General features: G+C 45.3%; 24 protein-coding genes, 2 tRNA genes, 1 rRNA gene and 1 pseudogene. 10 read left to right on the top strand and 18 right to left on the bottom strand.

Annotated features, from left to right (window positions below):
• From AB4Z45_RS31730 to AB4Z45_RS31720, 3 genes and pseudogenes are all read right to left on the bottom strand, one after another.
• Positions 1 to 2,543: pseudogene (locus AB4Z45_RS31730) on the bottom strand (hypothetical protein); the annotation flags it as partial.
• A 254-nt stretch (positions 2,544 to 2,797) separates the two neighbouring features.
• Complete coding sequence (locus AB4Z45_RS31725) at positions 2,798 to 2,989, bottom strand: hypothetical protein (RefSeq protein WP_441913526.1); 192 nt, start codon at positions 2,987 to 2,989, stop codon at positions 2,798 to 2,800.
• 234 nt (positions 2,990 to 3,223) lie between these two features.
• Positions 3,224 to 4,375: an HD domain-containing phosphohydrolase gene (locus tag AB4Z45_RS31720; RefSeq protein ID WP_441913524.1), complete on the bottom strand. Its 1,152-nt coding sequence runs from the start codon at positions 4,373 to 4,375 to the stop codon at positions 3,224 to 3,226.
• Between the two features lie 181 nt (positions 4,376 to 4,556).
• Between AB4Z45_RS31720 and AB4Z45_RS31715 the strand changes: the two genes are divergently transcribed.
• The 5 genes from AB4Z45_RS31715 to AB4Z45_RS31695 all read left to right on the top strand — a co-directional run bounded on the left by AB4Z45_RS31715 (position 4,557) and on the right by AB4Z45_RS31695 (position 7,568).
• Positions 4,557 to 4,633: transfer RNA gene (locus AB4Z45_RS31715), tRNA-Arg, on the top strand.
• A gap of 173 nt (positions 4,634 to 4,806) precedes the next feature.
• Entirely contained in the window at positions 4,807 to 5,208 is a 402-nt protein-coding gene (locus tag AB4Z45_RS31710; RefSeq protein ID WP_441913522.1) for a hypothetical protein, read from the top strand.
• A gap of 411 nt (positions 5,209 to 5,619) precedes the next feature.
• A complete protein-coding gene (locus AB4Z45_RS31705; RefSeq protein ID WP_441913530.1) occupies positions 5,620 to 6,183 on the top strand; it encodes a TerD family protein in 564 nt (187 codons plus the stop codon).
• Positions 6,184 to 6,246: 63 nt separating this feature from the next.
• Positions 6,247 to 7,041, top strand: coding sequence for an AIM24 family protein (locus AB4Z45_RS31700; protein WP_076271771.1), 795 nt, complete (start codon positions 6,247 to 6,249; stop codon positions 7,039 to 7,041).
• Positions 7,042 to 7,238: 197 nt separating this feature from the next.
• On the top strand, positions 7,239 to 7,568 hold the full coding sequence (locus AB4Z45_RS31695) for a hypothetical protein (RefSeq protein ID WP_441913520.1): 330 nt from the start codon (positions 7,239 to 7,241) through the stop codon (positions 7,566 to 7,568).
• Positions 7,569 to 7,618: 50 nt separating this feature from the next.
• Here the strand turns inward: AB4Z45_RS31695 and AB4Z45_RS31690 are convergent, their stop codons facing one another.
• Both AB4Z45_RS31690 and AB4Z45_RS31685 read right to left on the bottom strand, forming a co-directional pair.
• Positions 7,619 to 8,986 carry an FtsW/RodA/SpoVE family cell cycle protein gene (locus AB4Z45_RS31690; protein ID WP_441913518.1) on the bottom strand — a complete coding sequence of 456 codons (1,368 nt, stop codon included), beginning with the start codon at positions 8,984 to 8,986 and terminating at the stop codon, positions 7,619 to 7,621.
• A complete protein-coding gene (locus tag AB4Z45_RS31685; RefSeq protein ID WP_441913516.1) occupies positions 8,983 to 9,315 on the bottom strand; it encodes a PadR family transcriptional regulator in 333 nt (110 codons plus the stop codon). Before AB4Z45_RS31685 ends, AB4Z45_RS31690 begins: the two co-directional genes overlap by 4 nt.
• Positions 9,316 to 9,527: 212 nt before the next feature.
• Between AB4Z45_RS31685 and AB4Z45_RS31680 the strand changes: the two genes are divergently transcribed.
• Complete coding sequence (locus AB4Z45_RS31680; protein WP_441913514.1) at positions 9,528 to 9,884, top strand: DUF4870 domain-containing protein; 357 nt, start codon at positions 9,528 to 9,530, stop codon at positions 9,882 to 9,884.
• A gap of 41 nt (positions 9,885 to 9,925) precedes the next feature.
• Here the strand turns inward: AB4Z45_RS31680 and AB4Z45_RS31675 are convergent, their stop codons facing one another.
• The gene (locus AB4Z45_RS31675; RefSeq protein ID WP_441913512.1) at positions 9,926 to 10,771 is read right to left on the bottom strand and encodes a MurR/RpiR family transcriptional regulator; all 846 of its coding nucleotides are present in this window, start codon (positions 10,769 to 10,771) and stop codon (positions 9,926 to 9,928) included.
• 237 nt (positions 10,772 to 11,008) lie between these two features.
• Here AB4Z45_RS31675 and AB4Z45_RS31670 point away from each other — a divergent pair, with 237 nt between their 5' ends.
• The 4 genes from AB4Z45_RS31670 to AB4Z45_RS31655 are packed head-to-tail and all read left to right on the top strand — an operon-like array spanning position 11,009 to position 15,317.
• Positions 11,009 to 11,890 (top strand): cell division protein FtsQ, encoded by an 882-nt coding sequence (locus AB4Z45_RS31670; RefSeq protein WP_076271765.1) that lies wholly within the window; start codon positions 11,009 to 11,011, stop codon positions 11,888 to 11,890.
• Positions 11,887 to 13,710, top strand: a complete 1,824-nt coding sequence (locus AB4Z45_RS31665; protein WP_441913510.1) for an ABC transporter ATP-binding protein — start codon at positions 11,887 to 11,889, stop codon at positions 13,708 to 13,710. The genes AB4Z45_RS31670 and AB4Z45_RS31665 overlap by 4 nt, the downstream gene beginning before the upstream one ends.
• On the top strand, positions 13,697 to 14,524 hold the full coding sequence (locus tag AB4Z45_RS31660) for an energy-coupling factor transporter transmembrane component T family protein (protein WP_441913508.1): 828 nt from the start codon (positions 13,697 to 13,699) through the stop codon (positions 14,522 to 14,524). The genes AB4Z45_RS31665 and AB4Z45_RS31660 overlap by 14 nt, the downstream gene beginning before the upstream one ends.
• Before the next feature lie 31 nt (positions 14,525 to 14,555).
• Positions 14,556 to 15,317: a PHP-associated domain-containing protein gene (locus AB4Z45_RS31655; RefSeq protein WP_441913506.1), complete on the top strand. Its 762-nt coding sequence runs from the start codon at positions 14,556 to 14,558 to the stop codon at positions 15,315 to 15,317.
• Between the two features lie 62 nt (positions 15,318 to 15,379).
• Here the strand turns inward: AB4Z45_RS31655 and AB4Z45_RS31650 are convergent, their stop codons facing one another.
• The 12 genes from AB4Z45_RS31650 to rrf form a co-directional block, all read right to left on the bottom strand.
• Positions 15,380 to 16,438 (bottom strand): hypothetical protein, encoded by a 1,059-nt coding sequence (locus tag AB4Z45_RS31650; RefSeq protein ID WP_441913504.1) that lies wholly within the window; start codon positions 16,436 to 16,438, stop codon positions 15,380 to 15,382.
• 138 nt (positions 16,439 to 16,576) lie between these two features.
• Complete coding sequence (locus AB4Z45_RS31645) at positions 16,577 to 16,726, bottom strand: small acid-soluble spore protein P (protein WP_076271763.1); 150 nt, start codon at positions 16,724 to 16,726, stop codon at positions 16,577 to 16,579.
• A 43-nt stretch (positions 16,727 to 16,769) separates the two neighbouring features.
• A complete protein-coding gene (locus tag AB4Z45_RS31640) occupies positions 16,770 to 16,946 on the bottom strand; it encodes a hypothetical protein (protein ID WP_339205924.1) in 177 nt (58 codons plus the stop codon).
• 15 nt (positions 16,947 to 16,961) lie between these two features.
• Positions 16,962 to 17,309, bottom strand: coding sequence for a hypothetical protein (locus AB4Z45_RS31635; protein WP_083682741.1), 348 nt, complete (start codon positions 17,307 to 17,309; stop codon positions 16,962 to 16,964).
• A gap of 123 nt (positions 17,310 to 17,432) precedes the next feature.
• A tRNA-Ser gene (locus AB4Z45_RS31630) sits at positions 17,433 to 17,521 on the bottom strand.
• Between the two features lie 83 nt (positions 17,522 to 17,604).
• A complete protein-coding gene (gene serS / locus AB4Z45_RS31625) occupies positions 17,605 to 18,891 on the bottom strand; it encodes a serine--tRNA ligase (RefSeq protein ID WP_441913502.1) in 1,287 nt (428 codons plus the stop codon).
• Between the two features lie 48 nt (positions 18,892 to 18,939).
• Positions 18,940 to 19,524: a pyridoxal 5'-phosphate synthase glutaminase subunit PdxT gene (pdxT, locus tag AB4Z45_RS31620; RefSeq protein WP_441913500.1), complete on the bottom strand. Its 585-nt coding sequence runs from the start codon at positions 19,522 to 19,524 to the stop codon at positions 18,940 to 18,942.
• 77 nt (positions 19,525 to 19,601) lie between these two features.
• Positions 19,602 to 20,483: a pyridoxal 5'-phosphate synthase lyase subunit PdxS gene (gene pdxS / locus AB4Z45_RS31615; RefSeq protein WP_076271759.1), complete on the bottom strand. Its 882-nt coding sequence runs from the start codon at positions 20,481 to 20,483 to the stop codon at positions 19,602 to 19,604.
• Between the two features lie 127 nt (positions 20,484 to 20,610).
• The gene (locus AB4Z45_RS31610; protein ID WP_441913528.1) at positions 20,611 to 21,900 is read right to left on the bottom strand and encodes a D-alanyl-D-alanine carboxypeptidase family protein; all 1,290 of its coding nucleotides are present in this window, start codon (positions 21,898 to 21,900) and stop codon (positions 20,611 to 20,613) included.
• Between the two features lie 188 nt (positions 21,901 to 22,088).
• Positions 22,089 to 23,546, bottom strand: coding sequence for an IMP dehydrogenase (gene guaB / locus AB4Z45_RS31605; protein WP_054025850.1), 1,458 nt, complete (start codon positions 23,544 to 23,546; stop codon positions 22,089 to 22,091).
• A gap of 145 nt (positions 23,547 to 23,691) precedes the next feature.
• Entirely contained in the window at positions 23,692 to 24,885 is a 1,194-nt protein-coding gene (locus tag AB4Z45_RS31600) for a GNAT family N-acetyltransferase (protein WP_441913498.1), read from the bottom strand.
• An 88-nt stretch (positions 24,886 to 24,973) separates the two neighbouring features.
• Positions 24,974 to 25,085, bottom strand: a 5S ribosomal RNA gene (gene rrf, locus AB4Z45_RS31595); the annotation flags it as partial.

Genomic DNA, 25,085 nt, shown 5'->3' with positions numbered 1-25,085 from the left:
CCTGTCGCACCTGTTGCCCCAGCAGTTCCTGTCGCTCCAGTTACACCGTCGGCTCCTGTTGCTCCTGTGGAGCCCGTTGCACCCGTTGCTCCTGCTATTCCTGTCGCTCCTGTTGTCCCAGCTGTTCCTGTCGCACCAGTTACGCCGTCGGCTCCTGTTGCTCCTGTGGAGCCTGTTGCACCCGTTGCTCCTGCTACTCCTGTCGCRCCTGTTGYCCCAGCWGTTCCTGTCGCACCAGTTACRCCGTCGGCTCCTGTTGCTCCTGTAGCACCTGTTGCTCCAGCAGTTCCTGTCGCTCCAGTTACACCGTCGGCTCCAGTTGCACCCGTCGTTCCTGGTAATCCAGTCGCCCCGGTCGCCCCGGTCGTACCTGTTTCTCCTGCTCCCGTAGCACCAGTTGCTCCTGTAGCACCACTCGCCGCAAGCAGCATATAATCTGGCGATGTTCCCGGTGTGCCTGTTGGCGGCGCCGTATTCACGATATACGTGCTTCCATTAAACGTTACGACCTGACCTACTGGATAGCCTGGCGCCGCGAGTGGATCAAATACCACGATCCCACTTAGACCAACTCCTGTTGCTCCTGTAGATCCAGTAGCACCTGTTTCTCCTGCTCCCGTAGCACCAGTTGCTCCTGTAGCACCACTCGCTGCAATCAGCGTATAATCCGGTGAAGTTCCAGGTGTGCCTGTTGGCGGCGCCGTATTCACGATATACGTGCTTCCATTAAACGTTACGACCTGACCTACTGGATAGCCTGGCGCTGCGAGTGGATCAAATACCACGATCCCGCTTAGACCAACTCCTGTTGCACCGGTAGATCCGGTCGCACCTGTTTCACCCGCTCCCGTTGCACCTGTTGTACCACTCGCTGCAAGCAGCGTGTAATCTGGCGAAGTACCTGGTGTGCCCGTTGGTGGTGCCGTGTTTACGATATAGGTGCTTCCATTAAACGTTACGACCTGACCTACTGGATAGCCTGGCGCTGCGAGTGGATCAAATACTACAATTCCACTCAGACCGACTCCTGTAGCTCCGGTAGATCCCGTCGTTCCTGACGCTCCTGTTACTCCTACTCCTGTCGCACCTGTTGCACCAACAGCTCCCGTTGGACCTGTCGATCCCGTTGCACCCGTTGCTCCATCTGTTCCCGTTGCACCTGTTGCTCCCGCTCCCGTAGCTCCCGTTGCACCTGTTGCACCACTCGCCGCAAGCAGCGTATAATCTGGCGAAGTTCCCGGTGTGCCTGTTGGCGGCGCCGTATTCACGATATACGTGCTTCCATTAAACGTTACGACCTGACCTACTGGATAGCCTGGTGCTGCGAGTGGATCAAATACTACAATTCCGCTTAGTCCGACTCCTGTAGCTCCGATAGATCCCGTCGTTCCTGTCGCTCCTGTTACTCCTACTCCTGTCGCACCTGTTGCACCGACAGATCCAGTTGCTCCTGTGGAACCTGTTACACCTGTTACTCCGTCTGTTCCGGTTGCACCCGTTACTCCCGCTCCAGTCGCGCCAGTTGCACCTGTTGCACCACTCGCCGCAAGCAGTGTATAATCCGGTGAAGTTCCAGGTGTGCCTGTTGGCGGAGCTGTATTCACGATATAAGTGCTACCGTTAAACGTCACAACTTGACCAAGAGGATAGCCCGGTGCTGCGAGTGGATCAAATACTACTGCTCCGCCTAGACCGACTCCTGTCGCACCGGTAGACCCCGTTGCACCCGTTGCTCCCGCTCCAGTCGCGCCGGTTGCTCCTGTAGTACCACTCGCCGCAAGCAGTGTATAATCCGGTGACGTACCTGGTGTGCCTGTTGGCGGAACTGTATTTACGATATAAGTGCTACCGTTAAACGTCACAACTTGACCAAGAGGATAGCCCGGTGCTGCGAGTGGATTAAATGCTACTGCTCCGCCTAGACCGACTCCTGTCGCACCAGTAGATCCCGTTGTTCCTGTTGCTCCCGTTACTCCCGCGCCAGTTGCACCTGTAGCACCACTCGCTGCAAGCATCGTATAATCTGGCGAAGTACCTGGTGTGCCTGTTGGCGGCGCCGTATTCACCATATAGGTCCTTCCGTTAAACGTTACGACCTGACCTACTGTATACCCCGGTGCTGCGAGTGAATCATAAGCCACGACGCCGTCTAGACCTACTCCCGTTGCACCTGTCGGACCAGTTGCGCCTGCTACTCCCGCACCTGTAGCACCAGAAGCACCAGTTACTCCTCTTGCTGCAAGCAGCGTATAGTCCGGCGAAATACCGGGTGTTCCTACTGGAGAAGATGTATTTGCAACATACGTGCTCCCATTAAACGTAACCACTTGGCCTTCTTGATAGCCAGGTGCTGCGAGTGGATTAAATGCAACAATACCATTTAAGCCTACTCCAGTGGCTCCTGTAGTTCCTGTAGCTCCCGTGGCACCTGTTGACCCAACAGCACCTGCTGCTCCAGGACTGCCCGCAGCTCCCGTTGCCCCGGTTGCTCCTTTTGCACCTGTATCTCCATCCGCTCCACGAAAACCTCTATGCCCCCTCAAACCTCGAGGTCCTCTATCTCCCTTCGACCCTTTATACCCTCTTGGCCCCCTTACGCACCTTTTTACTCTTTTACTCGGTTTTGAAGAATGGCCGCCCAGGCATTTCAAAGCACTATTGAGGATTATGATAGAGTCCTTCACATCAACTTTAGCTCTTCTAATTTTATCTCTACGTGTAAGCCTTCTGGCCTTCCGCAGCTCAACAATCGCTAAGTTTAGTTTTCTTAAGCATTTCGACCGTTTACGCGCCAACTCTATACACCTCCATTAAGATCAGATTTTGCATTTTTCTTCCGTTTTTTATGAACAATGCTGCCCATTGAAGCGACTGCTTCATGTATTTGCTGCTCAGCGTGTTTTAAGTGTTTCGTTTTAATTAAATTTTTCGCTGATTCCAACTTGTAAATCGCTTCATTTATTTTCTGTCCTTGAAGCCTTTTGTTCATAGACGTTTTATCACCCTCCGCTATTTAGCTTGTAATCCGCTCCAGCTTATAAAGTGTTTATAATAACTAAATCAGTCTATGTCCAAAATGATTTTCGAACACGGTAAATACCTAGCCTTTCAAGCAAAGTACAAGCAAGCACCCTATATTTATTAAATCAAGGCTTGGACGACTCCGAATTTTTTTAAAAAAAGACCTCATTGGGCTCACCCCAACAAGGTCTGCAAACAGCTTCTATTCCTTCTCCAGCCAATCAGCATCACGATCTCTTATTTCCAAAAGAAGCGGCAGCTGTTTAAAAAAAGCATCTACCACCTGAGGGTCAAAATGTCTCCCCCGTTCTTCTTTGATCAGTCCCAAAATGCGATCCATCCCCCAAGCCTCTTTGTACATTCTTGCGCTGCTTAAAGCATCAAATACATCTGCCAGCGCAGTAATTCGCCCATATATATGAATAGCCTCACCCTTAAGGCCTTGCGGATATCCGGTACCGTCCCACTTTTCATGATGCTGCCAAGCCACGATCGCCGCAGCCTGCAGCAGCGGTCTCTTGGAATTGTGCAATAATCGGTAACCGATAATGGCATGCTCCTTAATCTGCTCATACTCTTCTGCGGTTAGCTTCCCTGGTTTTTTCAACACAGCATCCGGAATAGCTACTTTGCCGATATCATGCATGGGAGATGCACTGCGCAGCATGTCTGCTTCAGAATCACTCATGCCTAGTCCTTTTGCCAAAACATATGAATATTGAGCAACCCGTTTTACATGATTGCCCGTTTCTTGCGAGCGACCTTCACCGATTTTTCCCATTGCCAAAATAATCTCTTTTTGCGTCTCTATTATTTCCTCATACAGCATGATGGACTCAAGCGACTTGCCTGAGTAAGAGGCAGCAAGCGATAAGTATTCCATATCTTTCATCGAAAATATCTGCTTCTCTGTTAATTTATTTATAGCTTGATAGGCACCGATTACTTCTCCTTGATTATTGTGAAAAGGGATCGTCATAATCGATTTCGTCCGATAACCGGTCTTTAAGTCGTTATCCGGATTGTGCCTTGGATCTTCATAGGCGTCATCAATAAAAATAGATTGCCCCGTGCTTATAGCACTTCCTACCAGCCCGCTGCCGTAAGGAATCCGTATCTCGCAAGCCCCGTGAGCTACCGCTGTAAACAGCTCATTGCGAGCAGCATCAATCAACCAGACGGTGCACCGATCTGCAACGACCATCTCTCTGCCCATATTGGCCATTAAGATAAGGACAGCATCCAGCTTCTTTTCATTCGCTATTTTAGCGGTATATTCAAAAATCACCTTAAGCATTTGTTCAGGCGATAAATCCAATCGAAACGATTGCGGTTCATTTTGGAATTCAAGCATTCGAACAATCCTCCAGCCGATCAAACTCGTTATCCTTACCTCTATTCGCCTTTACAAGCTTTTTATCCTCTTGTTTCCACCATAAAAGCACAGTTATTCGACAAAAAAATACAATAGTCTTACACTAAAATGGTTAATCTTGCTTCACCTAAAGCACCCATGCTATAATCAATGTTGCTGCGCGTCCGTAGCTCATCCGGATAGAGCAAACGTTTCCTAAACGTTAGGTGGGAGGTTCGAGCCCTCTCGGGCGCGCCATTTCTTTCACGAATATATAAAGCTTATTGCTAATGCCGGCAATAAGCTTTTTTTGTTTTCATCTACACCGCACCAATTAGACTAGTGTCGAATAATTTTTATAAGACAACTGGTCAGGATACATTGACTACAGAACGTTTGTTCGCATATAATGTGCATGAGGTGATTTACAAATGGCCATGCCGTTGTCCAAAGTAAACAATTCATACCTGTACCATCCACCTGCTCACGATGAGATGCAGCTTCTTCACAAAGCGATTATCCTTCCACTAGCTCTCGTTATTGTTGAACGAAATAGACGCGAGCTTGAGAGAAAAGCGCGAACTTTACGATCTATTTTTACTAGGGCAGCAGACATTATGATTGCAAAAATAAAAACAGATTTAACAACAAATACACAGCAGCTCCTTCAGAAAAGCATTACTCTGTGCATGTATAAGAACACTGCTGAACAGATCAGCTATTGCTATAATTGTCGTGGTTTTGAAGACGAGATTGCTTATTCGCATGCCTACATACGTAATGAGATAAATAAGTGTATTTCAACCTATAGTGCTGAAATTTTCACTAAGTAAGCATCCCTCTATGATCAAAAAAAAAGACGATCCTCTTAAAGCTTCTTAAGAAGTCTCACTATTGAAGTGAGGCTCTTTTCTCTACTCGTAATTTCGTCATACAACGCTATAATCTTCCATTCCAATCTGCTATACTACAAATAGTTTCATATCGTTCTACAAAACATACAGTTTTAACCAAAAAATATTGTCGAAAAAACAGCTTTTTTATTATGCATTGAGGAGGCAGTTCATATGGGAATTAATTTAAATCCGCCAGGAAGACCATCCAACATTCTTGGAGGCCAAGGCGGCATTCAACAGGGCGGTATTCAGCAAGGCGGTATCCAACAAGGGGGTATTCAGGGCGGATCAATAAATAACGCTTTTGGCGCAGCTCCCGCTCCTCAAGCCAGTCCTAATGGTGGGCTTATCCTTACCAAAGGACAGAAGCTGGATTTGACCAAAAATAATGCAGGGCTTGATTTATTGAAAATCGGACTTGGATGGGACACAAATAACCTGCAAGGCCAGAGCTATGACCTAGATGCAGAGGTGTTTATGCTGAATCAGACAAACACGGTTTCTTCCACTAGTCATATCGTTTTCTACAACAATCTCGTGAGCCCCGATGGATCAACACGCTACAAGGGTGATAACCGTGATGGACAAGGCAGCGGTGACGATGAGACAGTTGAAATTCAATTATCCAGAGTAGCATTGGATATCCAAAAAATCGTATTTACCGTTACAATTGATGAAGCTATTCGCAAAAACCAAAACTTTGGACAAGTTTCCAATGCCTATATCCGTGTCGTGAACCAAGCAAACGGAGCCGAGATTTGCCGATTTGATTTATCCGAGGACTACTCTACCTCAATCTCCATCCTAGCTGGCGAAGTATATCGCCACGGAAATGAATGGAAATTTAATGCTATTGGAACAGGCTTATCGCTAGATCTAGCGGGCATATGTGCGCATTACGGGGCAATGTAACAGCTTACTTATTAATGAAGCAGCTATAATTTCATTTTATATATTATATGGAGGTTACCCCGCATGCCGTTTCAATTCCAGGTCGAACGGGAATTATTTTTAAAAGCAGAAGGACAAGGCCAGTTTTTTGCCAAAAAAGGATCGATGGTTGCTGATCAAGCCTATAACAAGAAATTCAAATATTCTAAGCGGTTGTTAGGAACAAATTCCGGAAATGTTATCGGACAAGTGATCAACCATGGCATGCGTAAAGTAACGGGAGAAAACTTAGAGATTATGGAAGTCGAAGGACAAGGCATCGTATATCTCGCGGATGAGAACTCTCATGTTACAATCATTAATTTAGAGCAAGGCGGACCATGGCAAAGCGTAAGTGTTGAGAGTGAGGATCTGCTCGCATTTACTGACACTTGTCATTATGGCGTTACTATCATTGGAACGGGTGTCCTCTCCCAGCGCGGCTTGTTTACATCCAAACTTACTTACAACGGACAGGGAGCACAGGTTGCCGTAAAAACCAAAGGCAATCCACTGGTTTTGCAAGGTCCTTGCCGTGTAGATCCTGATGCCATCGTTGCTTGGACAGGTCCTTCCCCAAGTGTGAAGATCGATGTCAATTGGAAAACGCTTATTGGCCAAACCTCCGGGGAATCTTATATGTACGAATTCAGTGACCCTAATCAGGTTGTTATTATACAGCCATTTGAACGTGAGAGCGGCGTGAAATTCGGTATGGATGACAACCGTTACCAACCGCAAACGCAGAGCAGCGCATTCAACAACACCTTTGGCGGCAGCCAAGGAGGACATGACAGCAACAGTGGGCTTGGTGGAATTATCGGCAAGTTTCTGAAATAAGCATCGTATAATGATATAAGCCTTGCCGTATCGTTCGGTAGGGCTGTTTTCTTTGAAAACCAGCTGCTCTCCTATGGATAGCTGCCTTTTTGCTTGAAAGCATGTAACCGGGATCGCTTTTGCTGCGTACAAAGATAAACAGAAAACAAAAACTGCCCCATAGAATGATTTAAATATAGAAATAGGAGGAAAATAAAATGAAAGCTGCAGGTACGCTTTTACTAGTCACTGCTATTATTGAAGGCATCTTAGGAATTCCCTTGCTGGGTGGCACCCTAGTCATTTTATCTGGATACACGCTATTATTTGCAACGCTCATTCTTCATATCGTAACGCTTGTTCTTTGCTCGCAGCATAATAAGCCAGTTGTAGGCAGTATTTTGGGGATCATTACATCTGTATTAGCATGGATACCTATTCTCGGCATGATCATGCATCTTACTACAGCCCTATTCCTGTTCATTGGCGTTTCCAAAAACAATCAGCAAAATTACCCTACCCGTCCACCCGCTCCAGGCAGCTTCTAATCAAGAGGGCTATCCTACTGTAGATATTCTACAATAGGATAGCCCTTTTTTTATCTTGATGGCTCGCGATTTAGTAAGCTGATCATATTTTTTCTCCGATTGACGCTTAGCAGCAATCCCATGACCATTAATTCAATAATAGCATTTGTACCGCCATACGATATGAAAGGCATCGTCATGCTATTCATAGGCAGCAGCCCAAACGACATCAGAATGTTCCAGACGAAATGAAAGCCAATAATTGAAAATGAGCCAACGACCAAACCTCTAGCATATACATCCTTGAGTGATTTTGCCATGCCAATCACTTTAACAATCAGCAATACGGCTAACAGCACTATAGCAATACCAAAAACCAAGCCAAGACTGTAGATCAAATAAGTAAACACCATTTCACTATAAACATAGCGAAACATTCGGTTCTCAACGCCAAACCCTTGTCCCCACATCCCTCCCAATCGAATAGATTCCAAGGATTTCTGGAGATAATAGTTTTTATCATCAGGGGAAGCAGTAGGATTTAGAAATGCGGTGTATCGTTCCCATATGGATCTATAGCGAACTGGATCATTTATTTTTATAATAAACACCGTTCCTGCTGTTAGGATTGAACCCACACTGGTTATAAACAGCTTGTACGTTTTTGCAACAAACAGCATTAATACGGTCAGTCCAAAGAAATATATAATAAAATTAAGATTGGAGTTTGCTTTGTAATACAGTATAGCGGGCCCGATCGCATATAAAAGCGCCATTTTTCCGAAGTAAAGTGAATTTCTGAATAGTCCTTGCTTCTCCTTATGCTTAACAAGCAGCGTTCCTGCAAAAGCAATCATAAATAAATAAGGAGAAGTGCCATATACATCAACGGTAAAAGACCCGATTGTGATCCAGTTTTTCGAACCATTGATTTCTACTCCGTAAAAAATGCAGGATACCATCAAAAAAATTGTTCCGCTATAAATGTACCACGAATACTTTTCCCATTTTCGATAGTCCAAAAAATAAATACCAATGATGAACACGATGCCTATCGCTGTGAAAACTGCCTTCTTAAGAAAAAATTGAAACCCGCTATACATATTTTGATCACTATAAGCGAACTCCATTGCATACATAGCAAGCAGGCCAATACCCACCATAATTGCGACAAGTGCGGCTAATCCCCATTCCATAACCGGCTTATGCGCTGCATGAAGCTGCTTGCCGATCTGATCAGGATCACCCATCTGGACGAGAGCAGCACGAACCGCCTCTTCCTCTGATAACCCTTCGTTTAGCTTATCCTCCACCAGCTCGTCCAGATGGTTCTGCATTTCAACCTTGATGTCACGATGCACATCTCTTGCTTTTACATGTCTGCAAACCTGCACTAAGTATTCCTGAATCGACTCATACTGAACAGGTTTGTTATTCATGCATGGCCCTCCCCGATTACGCGGTCTACCGTCTTCCGAAACAGCGTCCACTCCTGTTTCTTCTCCTCCAGCTGCCCTCTTCCACGCGCTGTGATGCGATAATATTTCCGTTTGCGGCTGCCTTCTTCATTCCAGTACGATTCAACCAGCTGTTCCACCTCAAGCGTATGTAAGATCGGATAAAGCGTCCCTTCTTTAAAAGTAAACACACCGCTCGAGCTTTTTTCAATTTCTTTGGTCATTTCATAGCCATACATTTCCTTACGGTCAAGCAGTGTCAAAATAAGAATAACGGTACTGCCTTTCATAAGCTCCTTATTAATTTTCATAACGCCCTCCTGTTTATGTATCGCATTCCTATGCATCGATTATCTATGTATTAGTATATAGTTGACCACCATCGATTACAACATCATTTTAGGAATGGATTCCCATAATAGCTAATCGGTGATATATTTATGCATATCTTATCGCTGCGTTAACGTATAAGTACATAAGTCACATTAATCGGCGGTTTTCAATTTAAGGGAGGCAATACACAATGAATCAATCTTTCGGACTTCATAAGGAAGAAAAAACGTACGGCATGCTTTGCCATCTGCTTGCTTTTAGCGGTGTAATTATTCCGCTCGGCAACATTCTTGGACCACTTATCATTTGGCTTCTGAAGAAGGATCAATCCAGCTATGTGGATATGCATGGCAAGGAATCACTCAATTTTCAGATCAGCAATATGATTTATTCCATTATTTCCGGTTTGCTCATTTTTGTTCTCATCGGAATTATTACTACACCGCTTTTGTTTATTTTCTGGATTGCATTTACCATCATCGGGTCTATGCGTGCTTCAGAGGGCAATGGCTATCGCTACCCACTAACCATTCGTTTCTTCAAGTAAAACATAGAACCGCCGGGACGCAAATCGTTCCGGCGGTTCTATTATTTAGGAAGCTGCGAGCTATATTTTTTTCTCATCACATGCAAGCGGTCCAATTGGTCAAACGCCTGCTGCCCGCGCCGCTTTGTAACGGCTACTGACAGTGCATCAAGAAGCGCAACTGGCGCTGCCATCGAATGAAAGCCCTCCAGTTCCCCCCGATCAACCTGCAGCACGAGATCGCTCTGCTCCAGCATATCGGATACGAGCAAATCCGTAATCAGTACTGTAGTGTAGCCTGCCTCTTTGGCATGCTCAAGCAGTACCGTTAATTCAGGTGAGCGCCTGACAAAGCCGAACATAAGCAGCACATCGCTGGAATCAGCATGAACAAGCGTTTCAAGCAGCTCGCTGCCACTCCCCGCCATACCTTCGATTTGCACGTTTATCCGATTCAGACGAAATCGGATGAGCTCGATCAAGCTAGCTGCGGCTCCCGTTCCAAATACATACACTTTTCTAGCCTTATGAATAGCCTCCACCGCTTGATGAAACTGCTCACGTTCTACACGCTTTGAAGTAACCTCTACGTTAGCTGCTGCAATCTCCAGCATTTCACTTACAATATCAGCCTCTTCATGATCTACCTTATTCAAGATTTTCTTCATCTTATGGGCAGGCGTCGCATGCTCGCTTTGCAGCAGCGTTTTCTTAAAAGCCTTCAAATTAGCAAACCCAATCGTCCGCCAAAATCGCGATACCGTTGCCGTACTGACACCTACAGCCATCGCAATATCTTCTTCTGTACAATAAGGAATCTGCTGCAGTGCACCCACCACGTAATTCGCAATGGATTGGTGGCTTTTTGACATATTATCCAAGTCCATATCCAAATGAAAAGCCGTCATCTTTATTTCCTCCTGCCTATACCAACTTCGCAGCTTATTTTCTAAACGGAGTATATCACCTTTTGATTAAAAATGATAATTTTATTTCATATTTATTTTTATGTAATTTATTTTACGTAATCGAAATAATTTGTTGATGATCTGATAACATTCGATCTCTATATTGTAGAAGAATTCGTTTTGAATCGAGGCATTCGAGACGCATTCCGCCTCAAAAACAAATTAGGAGGAATCACAATGGTTACAGCGCCTAAGCGCCGTTATGAGCTAACGCAATCGCAGAAGCTAATGGTATTCATTTTATCGATGTCCTTGTACGGTATTTCCAACATGTTCTCTGAACTTATTCCTGAGCTAAAGCTTGGTCCGATTGAGCTGAAGGTCGAATATTTCGCTTTTATCCCATTAACGCTCTGTATTCTATTTAATCCACTGTATGCTGCACTTGGCGCATCCTTCGGCGAGGTTATATTCGGTGAACTGCTGCTTGGACAATTCGGCGGACTCGGAGAATTGGAAAAATTCATAGAATTTACGATTGCCATGTACATAGCTGGCCTGCTCGTTAGCGATCCACGAAATCGTAAACAGCTCGCACTCGCTTCGTTCGTTGCAGTAGGTATTGACCAGATGCTTGGTGCGATTGTCGACATCAGCAAGGTTTGGTTTGGGATTGAAGAGCTTGAAGCTGTTCCAGGCATTCCCGAAAGCATATTGCTTATCGAAGGCGTAGGTTTCCTTAACGCTATGCTCATAACCGGCATCTTTTTCTCCCTGCTGCCTACTTTATTTCTCGTACCGCGTCTATATGGAAAAATCGAACCGCTTCTCGGCATAAAACCACGCGACAGCAGAGTTTCTATATCCTTCGGACAGCTAATAACGCCGCGGCTGCTCATTACCGCTATTATATTTGTTTTTATCGGGATCGTTGCAGAATTTTTGTCCGAGTCTGATATTAACTTTGCTGTATGGGAGCCAGAATTTATCGAGCAATATGGCAGTGGATTTATCTGGATTAGTGCTGCTGCAGCCGCATTAGTGCTCATACTGACACTCATCGCAGCATTTCGTGCCAAATCCAAATCTGCACGCACGACGGAGGATGTTAAGCTTTGAGACCTTCATCCTTCCAAGCCAACCAGCAGGGGCCGCAGCAGGCGGCTCCCATCATTAAACTGCAGGACATTCAATTTCAATATCCAGGAGCGGAAAACATGGCGCTCCACAACATTCAGCTTACTGTTCAACCCGGCGAGTTTATCGCTATAGCAGGTACGAATGGCAGTGGCAAGTCAACGCTTTGCAAATGTTTAAACGGCCTTATTCCAAACTATTATGTCGGCGATTTAGACGGCTCCATTGAAGTTGCAGGGCTAATAGCTGCCGAGGAAACGGTATCCTCCTTGTCACGCAAGGTCGCTTACGTGTTTCAGGATTTTGAGAACCAGCTCGTTCGGCCGACCGTCTATGACGAAGCCTGCTTTGCTCCACTTAATTATGGCTTCAGCGATTACCGTGAACGCGGGCTTCGAGCTTTGTCCATGCTTGGCATTGATCATTTGAAGGATCAGTGGATTTGGCAGCTAAGCGGCGGACAAAAGCATCTTACGGCGCTTGCTGGCGCTTTATCCCTCGATCCAGAAATTATTATTATCGATGAGCCCGTGGCGCAGCTAGATCCCTTTCATGCTAGGCTCATCTACGACAAACTTAAGCTGCTGAATGAAAAGCATGGCAAAACAATCATCGTCATTGAACACCATACCGAGTTTATTGCAGACTATTGCAATAGGGTCGTACTTATGGATAGCGGCACAATACGCTGGGTGAAGCCTGTTCATGAGGCATTATCTGCGGTTGATGAGCTTGCTGAACTGCATATATTACCGCCGCAGGTTACGCTTGCTGTTTGTACACTAGAGGCTGCTTCCGGAAAAGCAAAAAGTGAGGATTCATCACCATACCCAATCACCATCGATGAAGCAGTCGCTTATTTTGAGAAGATGCTTAAATCGTCAATCACGCTTTCAGATGTCCTAACGGATAAGCCTATTTCTAATAATGAACTTATTAAGCAGCCCCTTATTACGTTTGCAAATGTCTCCTATAGCTACAAAACCATTGCAAGAACGATGCATCCCGTCATTCGGAACATGAGCATCAGCTTTTATGAAGGCGATCGTATTGCTCTTGTCGGCAATAATGGCGCTGGCAAATCAACGCTGCTCAAGCTCCTTTCGGGTATTCGGCGCCCTACGGAAGGACTCTTAACTGTATGCGGGCATATTACGAAGCAATCTTCACCTGAACTGCTGTCTGATTTCGTCTCCTATATTTATCAGAATCCAGAGGAGATGTTTATTGAAGATTCCGTCCGCAAGGATGTTGAATATTTTCTAAAAGCCCGAGGAATTGCTGATTATCACCCTTTTGTTGATGAAATTCTGGAGAGGCTGCGGTTAACCGCCCTGCAGGATCGAGATGGAAGACTGCTCAGCGGCGGACAGCAGCGCAGAGCGACATTAGCGATCGGACTCGCCATGCGTCCCACTGTCATGCTGTTGGATGAACCGACAGCCAGCCTTGATGCAGCAAGCCGCCGTGAAATGACTGAAATGCTGGCGCAGCTGCAGGATCATGTAAAAACGACCATCATAGCGACACATGATATGCAGCTGGTTGCCGAATGGGCAAATCGCGTTATCGTTATGCACGATGGCTGCGTCGCACTCGATACAGATGAACGCTCGTTATTCAGCCATGTTGCCATTCTCAAACAAGCAGGCCTCATTGCGCCGCAAATCGCTTTGCTTAGTCAAAGACTGGGTTTCGAGCCGCCTTGCCTATCTGTCAATGAATTCACCGCGCGGCTCATCAGAAATATAAATCCGTCAAACCCATTTGAGCAGGAGGAGATTACGGTTGGAAGCAATTAAACAAAGCATGCTCGACAAGCTGAGCGTAGAACAAATTAAAATTGAGCTGATGCGTACCGCTTTCGGCAGACAATCGACCTTTCTGTCGCGCTTTGATCCGCGTATCCTCCTGATTTGGTATTCTTTTTTCGCCATAGCGCCTTGGTTCTTTCATAATAAAGCCATTCTGCTTGGCTTGCTTATTCCAATGCTTGTCCTTACTTTATCTTCAAAGGTTAGTCCACTTGTTCTACTTATTATGGGCGTCGGCCTGGTAAGTGAGATTAGTTATATTTTTTTCGGCTCCATCTTCTTCGGAGGGAGTCTAGCGGGCGTATGGCCGTTATTGACCTTAACATTAAAAATATTAATCATCTCGCTGGCCAGCATTGCCGTGTTCTCCAGCATGGATCCCGAGAAGCTGAGTGACGCCCTGCTTAGTATGGGGATGCCTGGACAATTCAGCTTTGGTGTGTCCTACGGCTATAGGATGCTTCCGATTCTAATTGAGGAGTACCATAACCTTATTCACTCATTCCGATTGCGCGGCCGCGCTCCCCGCAATAAGGGTTTTCTTCGCTGGCGTTCAATTATATACATGGCGAAGATTAGCGTTTATGCCTTTTATCCGCTCATTCTGAATACTGCTAAGCGAACGAGAACGACGGTCGAAGCATTGGAGGTGCGCGGCTTTACCTATTCGCTTGTCAGCCCTGAGACGAAGAAGCTTAAGCTTGCGCATATGCAGGTTCGACCGCATGATTTTATTTTTTTAAGCTGCTCCCTGTTCTATATGATCGGGCTGGTTGCTTTTGGACAATTCATTTCCTTTTAAAACTACATAATGGAATGGAGATAACACACTAATGATGAGCATCGATTTGCATACACATGGCAAGCTGTCAAAGAAAACACATTTTTCACTCGACTACTTCCTTTCCATGGCTCGCGAAGCCAAAGAAAACGGTCTGCACGCGGTGGCGTTGACCGAGCATTTTAACACGCTTCACTTTGCCGATATGATGGATCAGCTGGATCATCATTTTGAATACAAAGGTGATTATTATGTCGTGGAGGGCTTGAAGGTTTTCTCTGGCATGGAGGTTGATATAGCGAATAAAGGCCATATTCTAATCATTGGAAACCGCAGCCACATTCGTGATCTGCGGCAGCAGCTTGAGCCCCATACCGCAAAAGATAGCTTTATCGCTTTAGAAGAGCTGATGAACCGCACCGACGGCTATCCCTTGCTTCGAATTGGTGCTCATCCCATGAGAGAAAGCACGCCGCTCACTCACCATGATGCTGACACACTCAGACGCCTCGATGCACTTGATATAAATGCAAAAGATTTATACCAATATGGTTTCGGCATGGCTGATCAGGTTCGACAATTCGCAGATCAACTTGGCTTAAAGGTCATTGCAGGAAGCGACTCACATCAGCCTCTGCAATTCGGCAGCGTTGTTAATCATGTAGATAACATTTGCGAAACAGCTGAACAACTGCGCAGCGAGCTGCTGAGTGGCAATTATCAGCTTGAAATTTCCGCTTGCTTGAATGTAAAGGTAAAAGCTGCCCAAATGATGAAAGAGCTTCTAAAAAAATCGATGGTTGTCGCTTTGTAAGAACACCCGCTTCACTAAAAAAGCAGCTCCTGACACTCAGGAGCTGCTTCATTTTCACTCTATTACAGACCAACTGGCAGTTGGAACATCTGTGTCAATTCGTCCAGTGTAATCGCATCCGTCGGAATTTCACCTTCGAACTTCGCATCTTTATTAATCTCGGAGTAAGTAACATCATAATGAAGGCCAAGCTTCATCTTCTGGCCGCTCTCTTTGTCAGAGCCTTCAATGCTTACCTTACCCGATTGGTAAGCAAGATACCCATCTGTGATAGCGCCCGTTACTTTCAGAGTATTCACTTTAACATCATTTTTTAATGTGGTTAGAATCTCTGCTTTATTCGTCTCAAGATCCGACTTCATCTTCTCGATGTTCGCCTTATCAAGCTGAAGAGTCTTTAATGATGCTTCATTAGCAAGCAATACATTTAGCACCTCTGGCAGCACTTGGTTAACGATGGTTTCTACTGTTTTTGGGTAGTTGCTTTCATTAATCTCAAAAGCGATGATTTGATCTGCTTTCATATCAGCAGGCAGGCCAGCTGCCTCAGCCTTAGGCTGACTGAAGTATGTTTTCTCGTCAAAATGCTTAAGCATTACTTCTCCGAGCTCTTTGCCTAACTTTTGTTGTGCAGCAAGGTCTAGCTTAGCCGTGCCTTCTTTCTCAGCAAGCTCCTTGAGATCAATTTTAATAAACTTACTTGTAATCGTCTCCGGCAATGGCAGCATCGGAACTTGCGGTATTTTCACATACAGCGCTTCCTCAGTCATAATCATAGGTACCGTTAACTTCATTTCCATGTCGCCTGGCACTACGATTTGCATATTCATATCGGTACGCATCGGTTTTTTCTTATATACAGCATCAACTGTAATGGTTGCATCTTTAATCATCCCTACGATTGCTGCTGTAGCAGCTGCGTTGCCTTCCAAAGATGCCGTTTGCGGAACTTCCAATTCATCCAAGCCAAATGACATTTTTACTGCATATGAGTCCGCTTCATTGATTTTCGTCATAGCTGCCTGCAAAGCTTCCTTCGGTGGTTTAGCCGAGCTGCAGCCTGCAATAACAACTAAAATAACGGCTAACATAAGAACCGCTATTTTTTGAACATTCTTCATGTAGTATGTTCCTCCCTATCTTTTTGTGAGCACCTCCATTCTATACTAAAATAACTTCATTTAGAAGTTATATCCAAAAAATCCCGTTTCAGCGTACTGAAACGGGACGTTTGAACTAGCTTTTAACAGCACATTGATCTATCCTTGCGGGTTATGATGATCCACATGATTACGCTGCTTTGTTTTCTTAGATCCAGAAAGCGGCTCTTGCTGCCCGCCTCCGTCATTACGCTTCCGATTATTTTGCGGATTGCTTTCCGGCACCGGAATGCTGTCTGGCTTCGACATTTGGATTCCTCCTATTTAGATCTCATCGGCTTCGAGGGAAGCGTTAATTTTTTTGATGTTCTAAATCTGTTGGATGATCATGGTTCATGTCATCCTGATTGCTTCGATCGTTCTTGTCCTGCTGCAATTGCTGAGCTTGATGGCTGTTGACCGCCTCAACCTCCAAAGCTTCTACCACATTAGATAAGTTTTTATCAGCCGTTCCTTGTGCCTTCGTCATAAGCAGCTCTCTCCTCTAAGCATGCGTCAAGCGTTGCAGCGCTTGAGCACATTCATGCAGATGTCTAGTGTAATTTTGTATCAGCTCTTGAATGATGTCTCCACGCTCATCGATGGATACCTTGTCTTTCTCCACATCGATAAGCTCAACCTTCACTTCACGGCTATCTACATAAGTAACTTTAAAATCAAACGAATACATTTGATGTCCGGCTGTATCGATCGTTACGCGCAGCGCTTTGGAATCTGACTCATCAGGCAGCACTCTGCTGCGGTCAGCGTCTTTTAGCGTCTCTGGCAAGGTTTGACGCCAAGCATCTGCCAAGTTTTCTTGATTCATTTGCAGTTCATCTGATTTACCCATTAAATGAAGCACCTCCACATCGTATAACATGCGAAGTGCGGCATTATTTTATACGAGGGGATTGAATGAAAAAAAAGCCCAAACGCTTAGCGTCTGGGCTTGTCATGTACATTTTAAAAAATATGGAGGAGAGAGTGGGACTCGAACCCACGTGGGCTTGCGCCCTAACAGTTTTCAAGACTGCCCCGTTATGACCGCTTCGGTATCTCTCCATCGTTCATTTGTCACAAGAAATATAATACCACAGGTCAAAATAAAAATGCAAGTATATTTTGACCATGTGGCAAAAAAAATTTTAAAGCATTGTTGAATCGATTGAACTAATGCCGCCCATATACGGACGCAGTACTTCTGGGATCGTCACAGAACCGTCCGCTTGCTGGAAGTTCTCAATGATTGCCGCAAAAGTACGGCCTACAGCAAGTCCTGAACCATTCAGTGTATGAACGAATTCCGGCTTGCTCTTCGTATCTCTGCGAAAACGAATACCCGCACGGCGAGCTTGGAAATCCTCTACATTTGAGCAGGATGAAATTTCACGATACGTGCCTGCACTTGGCAGCCACACTTCAAGGTCATATGTTTTAGCCGCTGTGAAGCCCATATCTCCCGTACAAAGCGTTAGAACACGGTAAGGAAGTCCTAGTAGCTGCAAAACCTTCTCCGCGTTAGCGGTCATTTTCTCCAGCTCTTCGTATGAATCCTCCGGTTTTGTCAATTTGATCAATTCAACCTTGTTGAACTGATGCTGACGAATCAAACCACGTGTATCGCGCCCAGCAGAACCTGCTTCTGAACGGAAGCACGAGCTGTAAGCTACAAAATATTTCGGAAGCTCTTCAATCGGCAAAATCTCTTCGCGGTGCAGGTTCGTAACTGGTACCTCTGCAGTCGGAATAAGGAAATAATCCGAATCCGAAATTTTGAATAAATCCTCTTCAAACTTCGGAAGCTGACCCGTACCGATCAAGCTGTCACGATTAACGATATATGGAGGCAAGACTTCCTCATAACCGTGCTTATCGCTGTGAAGATCCATCATAAAACTGATCAGCGCACGCTCAAGACGAGCTCCAAGGCCGCGGTAGAACGTGAAACGTGATCCCGTTACCTTTGCTGCACGCTCGAAATCCAATATGCCGAGTGATTGCGCAAGCTCCCAATGTGGCTTGGGCTCAAAATCAAAGGTTGGAACCTCGCCATTTTTGCGCAGCTCTACATTATCTTCCTCCGACTTGCCGACTGGCACGCTATCGCTAGGAATGTTAGGGATCGCTTGAGTCAGCTCTATCACTTGTACATCCAGCTCACGAAGTTCATCGTCAAGCTCTTTAATGCGGTCGCCAACCTCTCTCATCTCAAGGATAAGCGATTCTGCGTCGCCGCCTGTGCGTTTGAGTTTAGCTACATCCTGCGAAACCGTATTGCGTCTGCTCTTCAGCTGCTCCGTCTCTTGAATAAGATCACGGCGCCTAGTGTCGAGCGCAGGAAAATTAGCAATAAGATCAAGGGAAGCTCCGCGATCAAGCAGCGCTTTCTCAACCTTCTCAAATTCATTTCTTAACAATTTTACATCCAGCACGATCCAAAAGCCCCTCTCTGAAGGGAGTAATTTTATTATTGTAAACGTTTATTCCTTGCTTGCAGCTGCTTCCTTCACCATATCAACGAAGTATGCATGCAGCCTATAATCGTCCGTTAGCTCCGGATGATACGATACAGCTAGAAGATGTCCCTGTCTTGCTGTTACAATTTCATCTCGGTATGTAGACAATACGTCTACGCCTGCTCCGACTTTTTTGATCAATGGAGCTCGGATAAATACAGCGCGAACCGGTTCGTCAATGCCTTTGACATCCAAATCCGTCTCAAAGCTTTCTTGTTGACGCCCGAATGCATTTCTTGCAACGGTCATATCCATAAGACGCAAATGCGCATCCTCTTGGCCTTCTATTTCATCAGCCAAAACGATAAGACCAGCACAAGTGCCGAACAATGGTTTGCCTTGTTCAGAGAAATCCTTAATAGCCTCCATGAAGCCATAATTGCGCATCAGCTTGCCGATCGTCGTGCTTTCGCCGCCCGGAATAACAAGCCCTTGCAGCTCTTCTAGCTGTTCAACCCGCTTAACGGCGACCGCCTCTGCGCCCGCCGCTTCTAAGCTTCGTATATGCTCTGCCACTGCGCCTTGAAGCGCTAGTACGCCTATCTTCATCGCTCTACTCGCCTTCCTTTACGGGCAAGAGCCGGCAGCACTATTCGCGCTAAGCCGGCACCTGCATATTACAACTATTAGATACCGCGGTCTTGCATACGCTCGGAGGAGTTAAGCTTGGAAATTTCGATTCCCTTCATAGCTGCTCCCAAGTTTTTCGACACTTCAGCAATTAGCTTGTAATCTTGATAATGTGTCGTTGCTTCAACGATTGCACGAGCGAATTTCTCTGGGTTTTCTGATGTGAAAATACCAGAACCTACGAATACGCCGTCTGCTCCAAGATGCATCATCAAAGCTGCATCGGATGGAGTAGCTACTCCGCCTGCTGCGAAGTTAACGACAGGAAGCTTACCCGTTTCATGTACGTTCAGAAGCAAGTCGTAAGCTACGCCAAGAACCTTAGCTTCATGATAAAGCTCGTCCTTCGACAAACCTTGAATTTTACGAATTTGTCCATTGATCAAGCGAAGGTGACGAACAGCCTCTACGATATTGCCTGTTCCCGGCTCACCTTTCGTACGAAGCATTGCTGCTCCCTCTTGAATACGGCGCAAAGCCTCTCCAAGATCTTTTGCTCCGCATACGAATGGAATTGTAAACTCATGCTTGCTGATGTGGAATACTTCATCCGCTGGTGTAAGTACTTCACTCTCATCGATATAGTCAACGCCCATGGATTCGAGCACTTTTGCTTCTACATAATGCCCGATACGAGCCTTTGCCATAACTGGAATCGATACAACTTTCATTACTTCTTCTACAATTGTCGGATCAGCCATACGAGCTACTCCGCCTGCTGCACGAATTTCGGAAGGGACGCGCTCAAGCGCCATTACCGCTGTTGCTCCTGCTGCTTCTGCTACTTTCGCTTGCTCGGCGCTCATAACGTCCATAATGACGCCGCCTTTTTGCATTTCTGCCATGCCGCGTTTTACGCGCGATGTACCTGTTTCCATGCTAAAATCCTCCTATTTTCATCCATTAATTTGTATATTACCGCAGTTGTTCTAACCATTGATTTTACAGGATGCAAGAATAATCGACAAGCCTTGATTTGCTTTATTCCCCTGTTTTCTACTCGGATTAGAACAAATTGACGATTCCATTAAATAAACCTGAGAAAAAATCTCCAATTCCACGGAACATCAAGCGGAACCAGCCTGCTTTCGTTCCATCCTCCGTTGTAACGAGGTTAACCGTTTTTTTGAGCTCTTGTTTCGTTTCGGCATCCGTGTACTTGTAAGTTACTGTACCTACAACCGTGCCTGCTGGAATTGGAGCTACCAGCTCAGCTTCTGACTTCACGTCGCTGGATACAACCTCGATTTTAGGCTCTACGCCCTTTTTAACCATAAACGTAATATCTTTTTCCGTTACGATCGGCAAGGTTTTCTTTTTACCCTTTTTAATCTTAACCGTTTTCGCTGTTTCTACCACAGATTTTGGCGCAAGCACCGTCTTTTTCTCAAAAGTGCTGAAACCGTAGTTGTACATTTTAGCCGTTTCATTGAAACGAGCAGACTTTGTAGCAGTATCCATAACGACGCTAATAAAACGCTGCTCGCCTCTTTTTACAGTACCCGTGAAGTTGTAGCCAGCAGCATTAATGAAGCCTGTTTTCATGCCGTCAACGCCTTCATAAGCTAAGTGCTTAAGGCCCTTTTGATTCACGTTTGTGCCGAGCATCCAGTTAATGTTGATGATTGGATCCTTGTCGCGTTCACGGAATTTATATTCCTGCAGCTTAGAATAATCCAAAAATTCAGGGTGCTTGCTCAAAATAATTTGTGCTAGCTTCGCCATGTCCGTCGCAGAAATAACAGTTGTCTCCGATAGACCAGTCGCACTTGTAAAAATAGCTGTTTTAAGACCCAACTCCGCAGCTACCTCATTCATCTTCTTAACAAACCCTTGCTCACTTCCAGCGATTTGCGATGCTAATGCAATCGTTGCATCATTCGCAGAACCAACTGCCATTGCTTTGTACAAATCTCTAACCGTATGTTGATCTCCTTGAGCTAAAAATACAGATGATCCATCCGATGGCGTTGAGGCCGCTTCCGCACTAGTGGTAATAACCTCATCCCAGGATAGGCGTTCATTCGTAATTTCCTCAAGAACGATATATTCCGTCATTAACTTCGTCATACTTGCTGCAGGGAGCGGCTCCTCTGCATTAACTTCATACAAAACTTGTCCTGAATCCGCATCAATTAGAATAGCAGCTTTCACTTGTAAGCCTAAATCGTTTTTCGTACTTTCTCTTCCTTGATATCCATTCGCCATTGCTACCGCAGAACCAAGCGACAGCATTACCATCCAAACCGCCAAACTTGCAGCGATGACCGTCTTTATTCGAACCGGCCTTACCATTTCCTTCAACGTCGTCTCCCCTTTTCCCACTTGGTTTGTCCGTTGTTAATTGTAACATATCGAAGCCTAACAATTAAACCACAAACAGGTTACAGAACAATGAGTAATCCTTCATAAAAAAAACAGACAAGGGCCAGCGACTCAGTCGCCTTTCCTTGTCTGTTATTATCATATCTAGATAGTATAGCTTAAAGTGAATAGTTTGGTGCTTCTTTCGTAATTTGCACATCATGTGGATGGCTTTCACGAAGACCAGAACCTGTAATACGAACGAATTGTGTATCGTTCTTAAGCTCGTCCAGAGAAGCTGTACCGCAATAGCCCATACCTGAACGCAAGCCGCCGAGCAATTGATGCACAGTGTCAGCAAGCGGCCCTTTGTAAGGAACGCGTCCTTCGATACCTTCCGGAACAAGCTTGTTCTCGTTCTCTTGGAAGTAACGATCCTTGCTTCCTTCCTTCATAGCGCCAAGCGAGCCCATTCCACGGTAGACTTTAAAGCTGCGTCCTTGGAAAATTTCAGTTTCGCCAGGGCTTTCAGCTGTACCTGCGAACAAGCTTCCGATCATAATCGCACTTGCTCCAGATGCGATTGCTTTCGTAATGTCACCGGAGTACTTAATACCACCGTCTGCAATAACCGGAATATTGTATTCACGAGCAACTGACGCGCAATCATAAATTGCAGTAATTTGTGGAACACCGATACCAGCGATAACGCGAGTTGTACAGATCGATCCAGGACCAATCCCTACTTTAACTACGGAAGCGCCTGCTTCGATAAGATCACGGGTAGCATCGCCAGTAGCAACGTTACCTGCAATAATAGTAAGGTCTGGGTAAGTAGCACGTAGCTTACGAACTGCATCCAAAATATTAATGTGGTGACCATGTGCCGAGTCTACAACAAGAACATCAATTCCTGATTGAACCAATGCTTCTGCACGATCCATTGTATCCTTCGAAATACCAACCGCTGCTCCGCAAAGCAAGCGACCATGCTTATCTTTAGCCGCATTAGGGAATTGGATTGCTTTCTCAATATCTTTAATCGTAATAAGACCTTTAAGTGTATTGGACTCATCAATCAGCGGCAGCTTCTCAATCTTGTGCTTTTGAAGAAGGCCTTCCGCTTCCTGCAGCGTTGTGCCAACAGGTGCCGTTACAAGGTTGTTACGAGTCATAACTTCATTTATCTTAATTGAATAATCATGTACGAAACGCAAATCACGGTTGGTCAAAATACCTACAAGCTTCTTATCTTGATCAACAATCGGTACGCCTGAGATGCGGTATTTTCCCATCAATTCTTCTGCGTCGTAAACATGGTGATCAGGCGTAAGCGAAAACGGATTTGTAATTACACCGCTCTCCGAACGTTTTACACGGTCAACTTCCTCCGCTTGCTGTGCAATCGACATATTCTTATGGATAATGCCGATACCACCCTCACGCGCAATTGCAATCGCCAATGCGGCTTCTGTAACGGTGTCCATACCAGCGCTAATGAGCGGAATGTTTAGCTTAATGTCCTCGCTTAATCGAATCGAGATGTCAACTTCCCTAGGCAGCACTTCTGATTTGCGCGGAATAAGCAGGACGTCGTCAAACGTTAGCCCTTCTTTGGCGAATTTCGTTTCCCACACGAGTATGTTCCTCCCTTATTTTAAGTACGTCTCACATATATTATTAGCAATATTAGCAGAGGGGGTATAGGCTGTCAAGGCTGATGAATACCTTTGTTCATCCTGTTTTATACTCGATTTGGAAGTCTCAAAACATGCTATTTCTTTAGAAAAAGTCAGGTAAATACGTAGTTCGTTCGGGAATACGAGATTGTAAGCGTTTAACCAATCCTATATCTCCTTCTATGCGTGCGAATTGGGCTAATTGCTCTAACTGAATATACCCAAATAGCACACTCGTAAAGGAACCGATATCCAGTTTAATTGCATCATCTATTTTTTCACTATCGTCCTTACGACGAAGTGAAGCTTTCCCAGACGCATCGATATGAAGTGAAAAATGACCATTATTCCATGGAGCTTGAGCGTCGATCAGTTGAATATGAATGTCATCAGCATGATCTGCTGCCTTAAAATCATATTGGCTCACAAAAGCTTCCGCATCCACAATTCGAGCCATAAAATAAGGTGTGATTTCCTGTTTTATTCTCGGATTGCTCAGCAAGTAGGGAAGGCGATCGTTAGATGGCAATTTTATCGTCAGCTCTTCGATCATTGAATCATGCTGTGCTAGAAATGACCATATGGCAGCTCTTGCAGGCTCATTTAAATGAACAAACTCATGAACCGTTAACCGGCTATTTTTAACTTCGTAAATGACGTAGCCTTGTGCTGCTCCGCTCTTATCATAATAAAGTGCAGTCTGGCCTGGTTTTCTTCTGTTAATCCGATACTTCCACCAGAAGTCGTCACGCACCAATGAGCCATTAAATTGAGATGCATAGGCTTGATAGACATCATTCAGCAAACTATAGTTTCCTGTAATGCGCTCAAAACTACCCTCGTATGCTATTCTTGCTGGAAGCATGTCCGTCTTAATCGTATAGGTTTTATGTTCAGTGTAGGTTTCCCATCCAAATTTACGGTAAAAGCTGAATGAAAAAGGATGAAGAAAAGAAACTGTTTGACCGTTCTCTTTCATCTCTAACAGTGATTGAATGAGTATTTGAGCAACTAGCCCCTGCCTCCTGAACTCTGGCCATGTCGCAACACCTGCAACACCTCCCATATCAAAAACCTTGCCTCCGATATAGGTTTGCAGCTTTAGCACTGCAGCTTGCGCAGCCAACTGATTATCGACATACGCTCCGTACCTTACAGTAGGCTCACTCTCATACTGCTCTTTCGTTTGTTCTAGCTCTGCAGCAGAACGTTCATATTGAAATGCAAATTGAGATAAAGCCATAGTCTCGTCAAATTGTTCTACACCGGTATGCTTAATAACGATACGCGTTTCCAATTCGAAACACCTCCAAATTTGATATAACCCTATCATACCGCATAAACGACAAAAAAACCTATCGCATCACATGCGATAGGTCTCTCGTGCTTGGCGACGTCCTACTCTCCCAAGACCCTGCGGTCTAAGTACCATTGGCGCTGGAGGGCTTAACGGTCGTGTTCGGTATGGGAACGCGTGGTTCCCCTCCGCCATCGCCA

Source organism: Paenibacillus sp. MCAF9 (assembly GCF_052114265.1).
In the GTDB taxonomy this organism is placed as follows: domain Bacteria; phylum Bacillota; class Bacilli; order Paenibacillales; family Paenibacillaceae; genus Pristimantibacillus.
This window is presented reverse-complemented; position numbering and strand designations above follow the sequence as displayed.

What these genes read in the sequence shown, in the direction of transcription:
- AB4Z45_RS31725 (WP_441913526.1), bottom strand. Translation starts at nt 2,989, where the DNA reads ATGAACAAAAGGCTTCAAGGACAGAAAATAAATGAAGCGATTTACAAG.
- AB4Z45_RS31720 (WP_441913524.1), bottom strand. Translation starts at nt 4,375, where the DNA reads ATGCTTGAATTCCAAAATGAACCGCAATCGTTTCGATTGGATTTATCG.
- AB4Z45_RS31710 (WP_441913522.1), top strand. Translation starts at nt 4,807, where the DNA reads ATGGCCATGCCGTTGTCCAAAGTAAACAATTCATACCTGTACCATCCA.
- AB4Z45_RS31700 (WP_076271771.1), top strand. Translation starts at nt 6,247, where the DNA reads ATGCCGTTTCAATTCCAGGTCGAACGGGAATTATTTTTAAAAGCAGAA.
- AB4Z45_RS31695 (WP_441913520.1), top strand. Translation starts at nt 7,239, where the DNA reads ATGAAAGCTGCAGGTACGCTTTTACTAGTCACTGCTATTATTGAAGGC.
- AB4Z45_RS31690 (WP_441913518.1), bottom strand. Translation starts at nt 8,986, where the DNA reads ATGAATAACAAACCTGTTCAGTATGAGTCGATTCAGGAATACTTAGTG.
- AB4Z45_RS31685 (WP_441913516.1), bottom strand. Translation starts at nt 9,315, where the DNA reads ATGAAAATTAATAAGGAGCTTATGAAAGGCAGTACCGTTATTCTTATT.
- AB4Z45_RS31680 (WP_441913514.1), top strand. Translation starts at nt 9,528, where the DNA reads ATGAATCAATCTTTCGGACTTCATAAGGAAGAAAAAACGTACGGCATG.
- AB4Z45_RS31675 (WP_441913512.1), bottom strand. Translation starts at nt 10,771, where the DNA reads ATGACGGCTTTTCATTTGGATATGGACTTGGATAATATGTCAAAAAGC.
- AB4Z45_RS31670 (WP_076271765.1), top strand. Translation starts at nt 11,009, where the DNA reads ATGGTTACAGCGCCTAAGCGCCGTTATGAGCTAACGCAATCGCAGAAG.
- AB4Z45_RS31655 (WP_441913506.1), top strand. Translation starts at nt 14,556, where the DNA reads ATGATGAGCATCGATTTGCATACACATGGCAAGCTGTCAAAGAAAACA.
- AB4Z45_RS31650 (WP_441913504.1), bottom strand. Translation starts at nt 16,438, where the DNA reads ATGAAGAATGTTCAAAAAATAGCGGTTCTTATGTTAGCCGTTATTTTA.
- AB4Z45_RS31645 (WP_076271763.1), bottom strand. Translation starts at nt 16,726, where the DNA reads ATGTCGAAGCCAGACAGCATTCCGGTGCCGGAAAGCAATCCGCAAAAT.
- AB4Z45_RS31640 (WP_339205924.1), bottom strand. Translation starts at nt 16,946, where the DNA reads ATGACGAAGGCACAAGGAACGGCTGATAAAAACTTATCTAATGTGGTA.
- AB4Z45_RS31635 (WP_083682741.1), bottom strand. Translation starts at nt 17,309, where the DNA reads ATGGGTAAATCAGATGAACTGCAAATGAATCAAGAAAACTTGGCAGAT.
- pdxT (WP_441913500.1), bottom strand. Translation starts at nt 19,524, where the DNA reads ATGAAGATAGGCGTACTAGCGCTTCAAGGCGCAGTGGCAGAGCATATA.
- pdxS (WP_076271759.1), bottom strand. Translation starts at nt 20,483, where the DNA reads ATGGAAACAGGTACATCGCGCGTAAAACGCGGCATGGCAGAAATGCAA.
- AB4Z45_RS31610 (WP_441913528.1), bottom strand. Translation starts at nt 21,900, where the DNA reads ATGGTAAGGCCGGTTCGAATAAAGACGGTCATCGCTGCAAGTTTGGCG.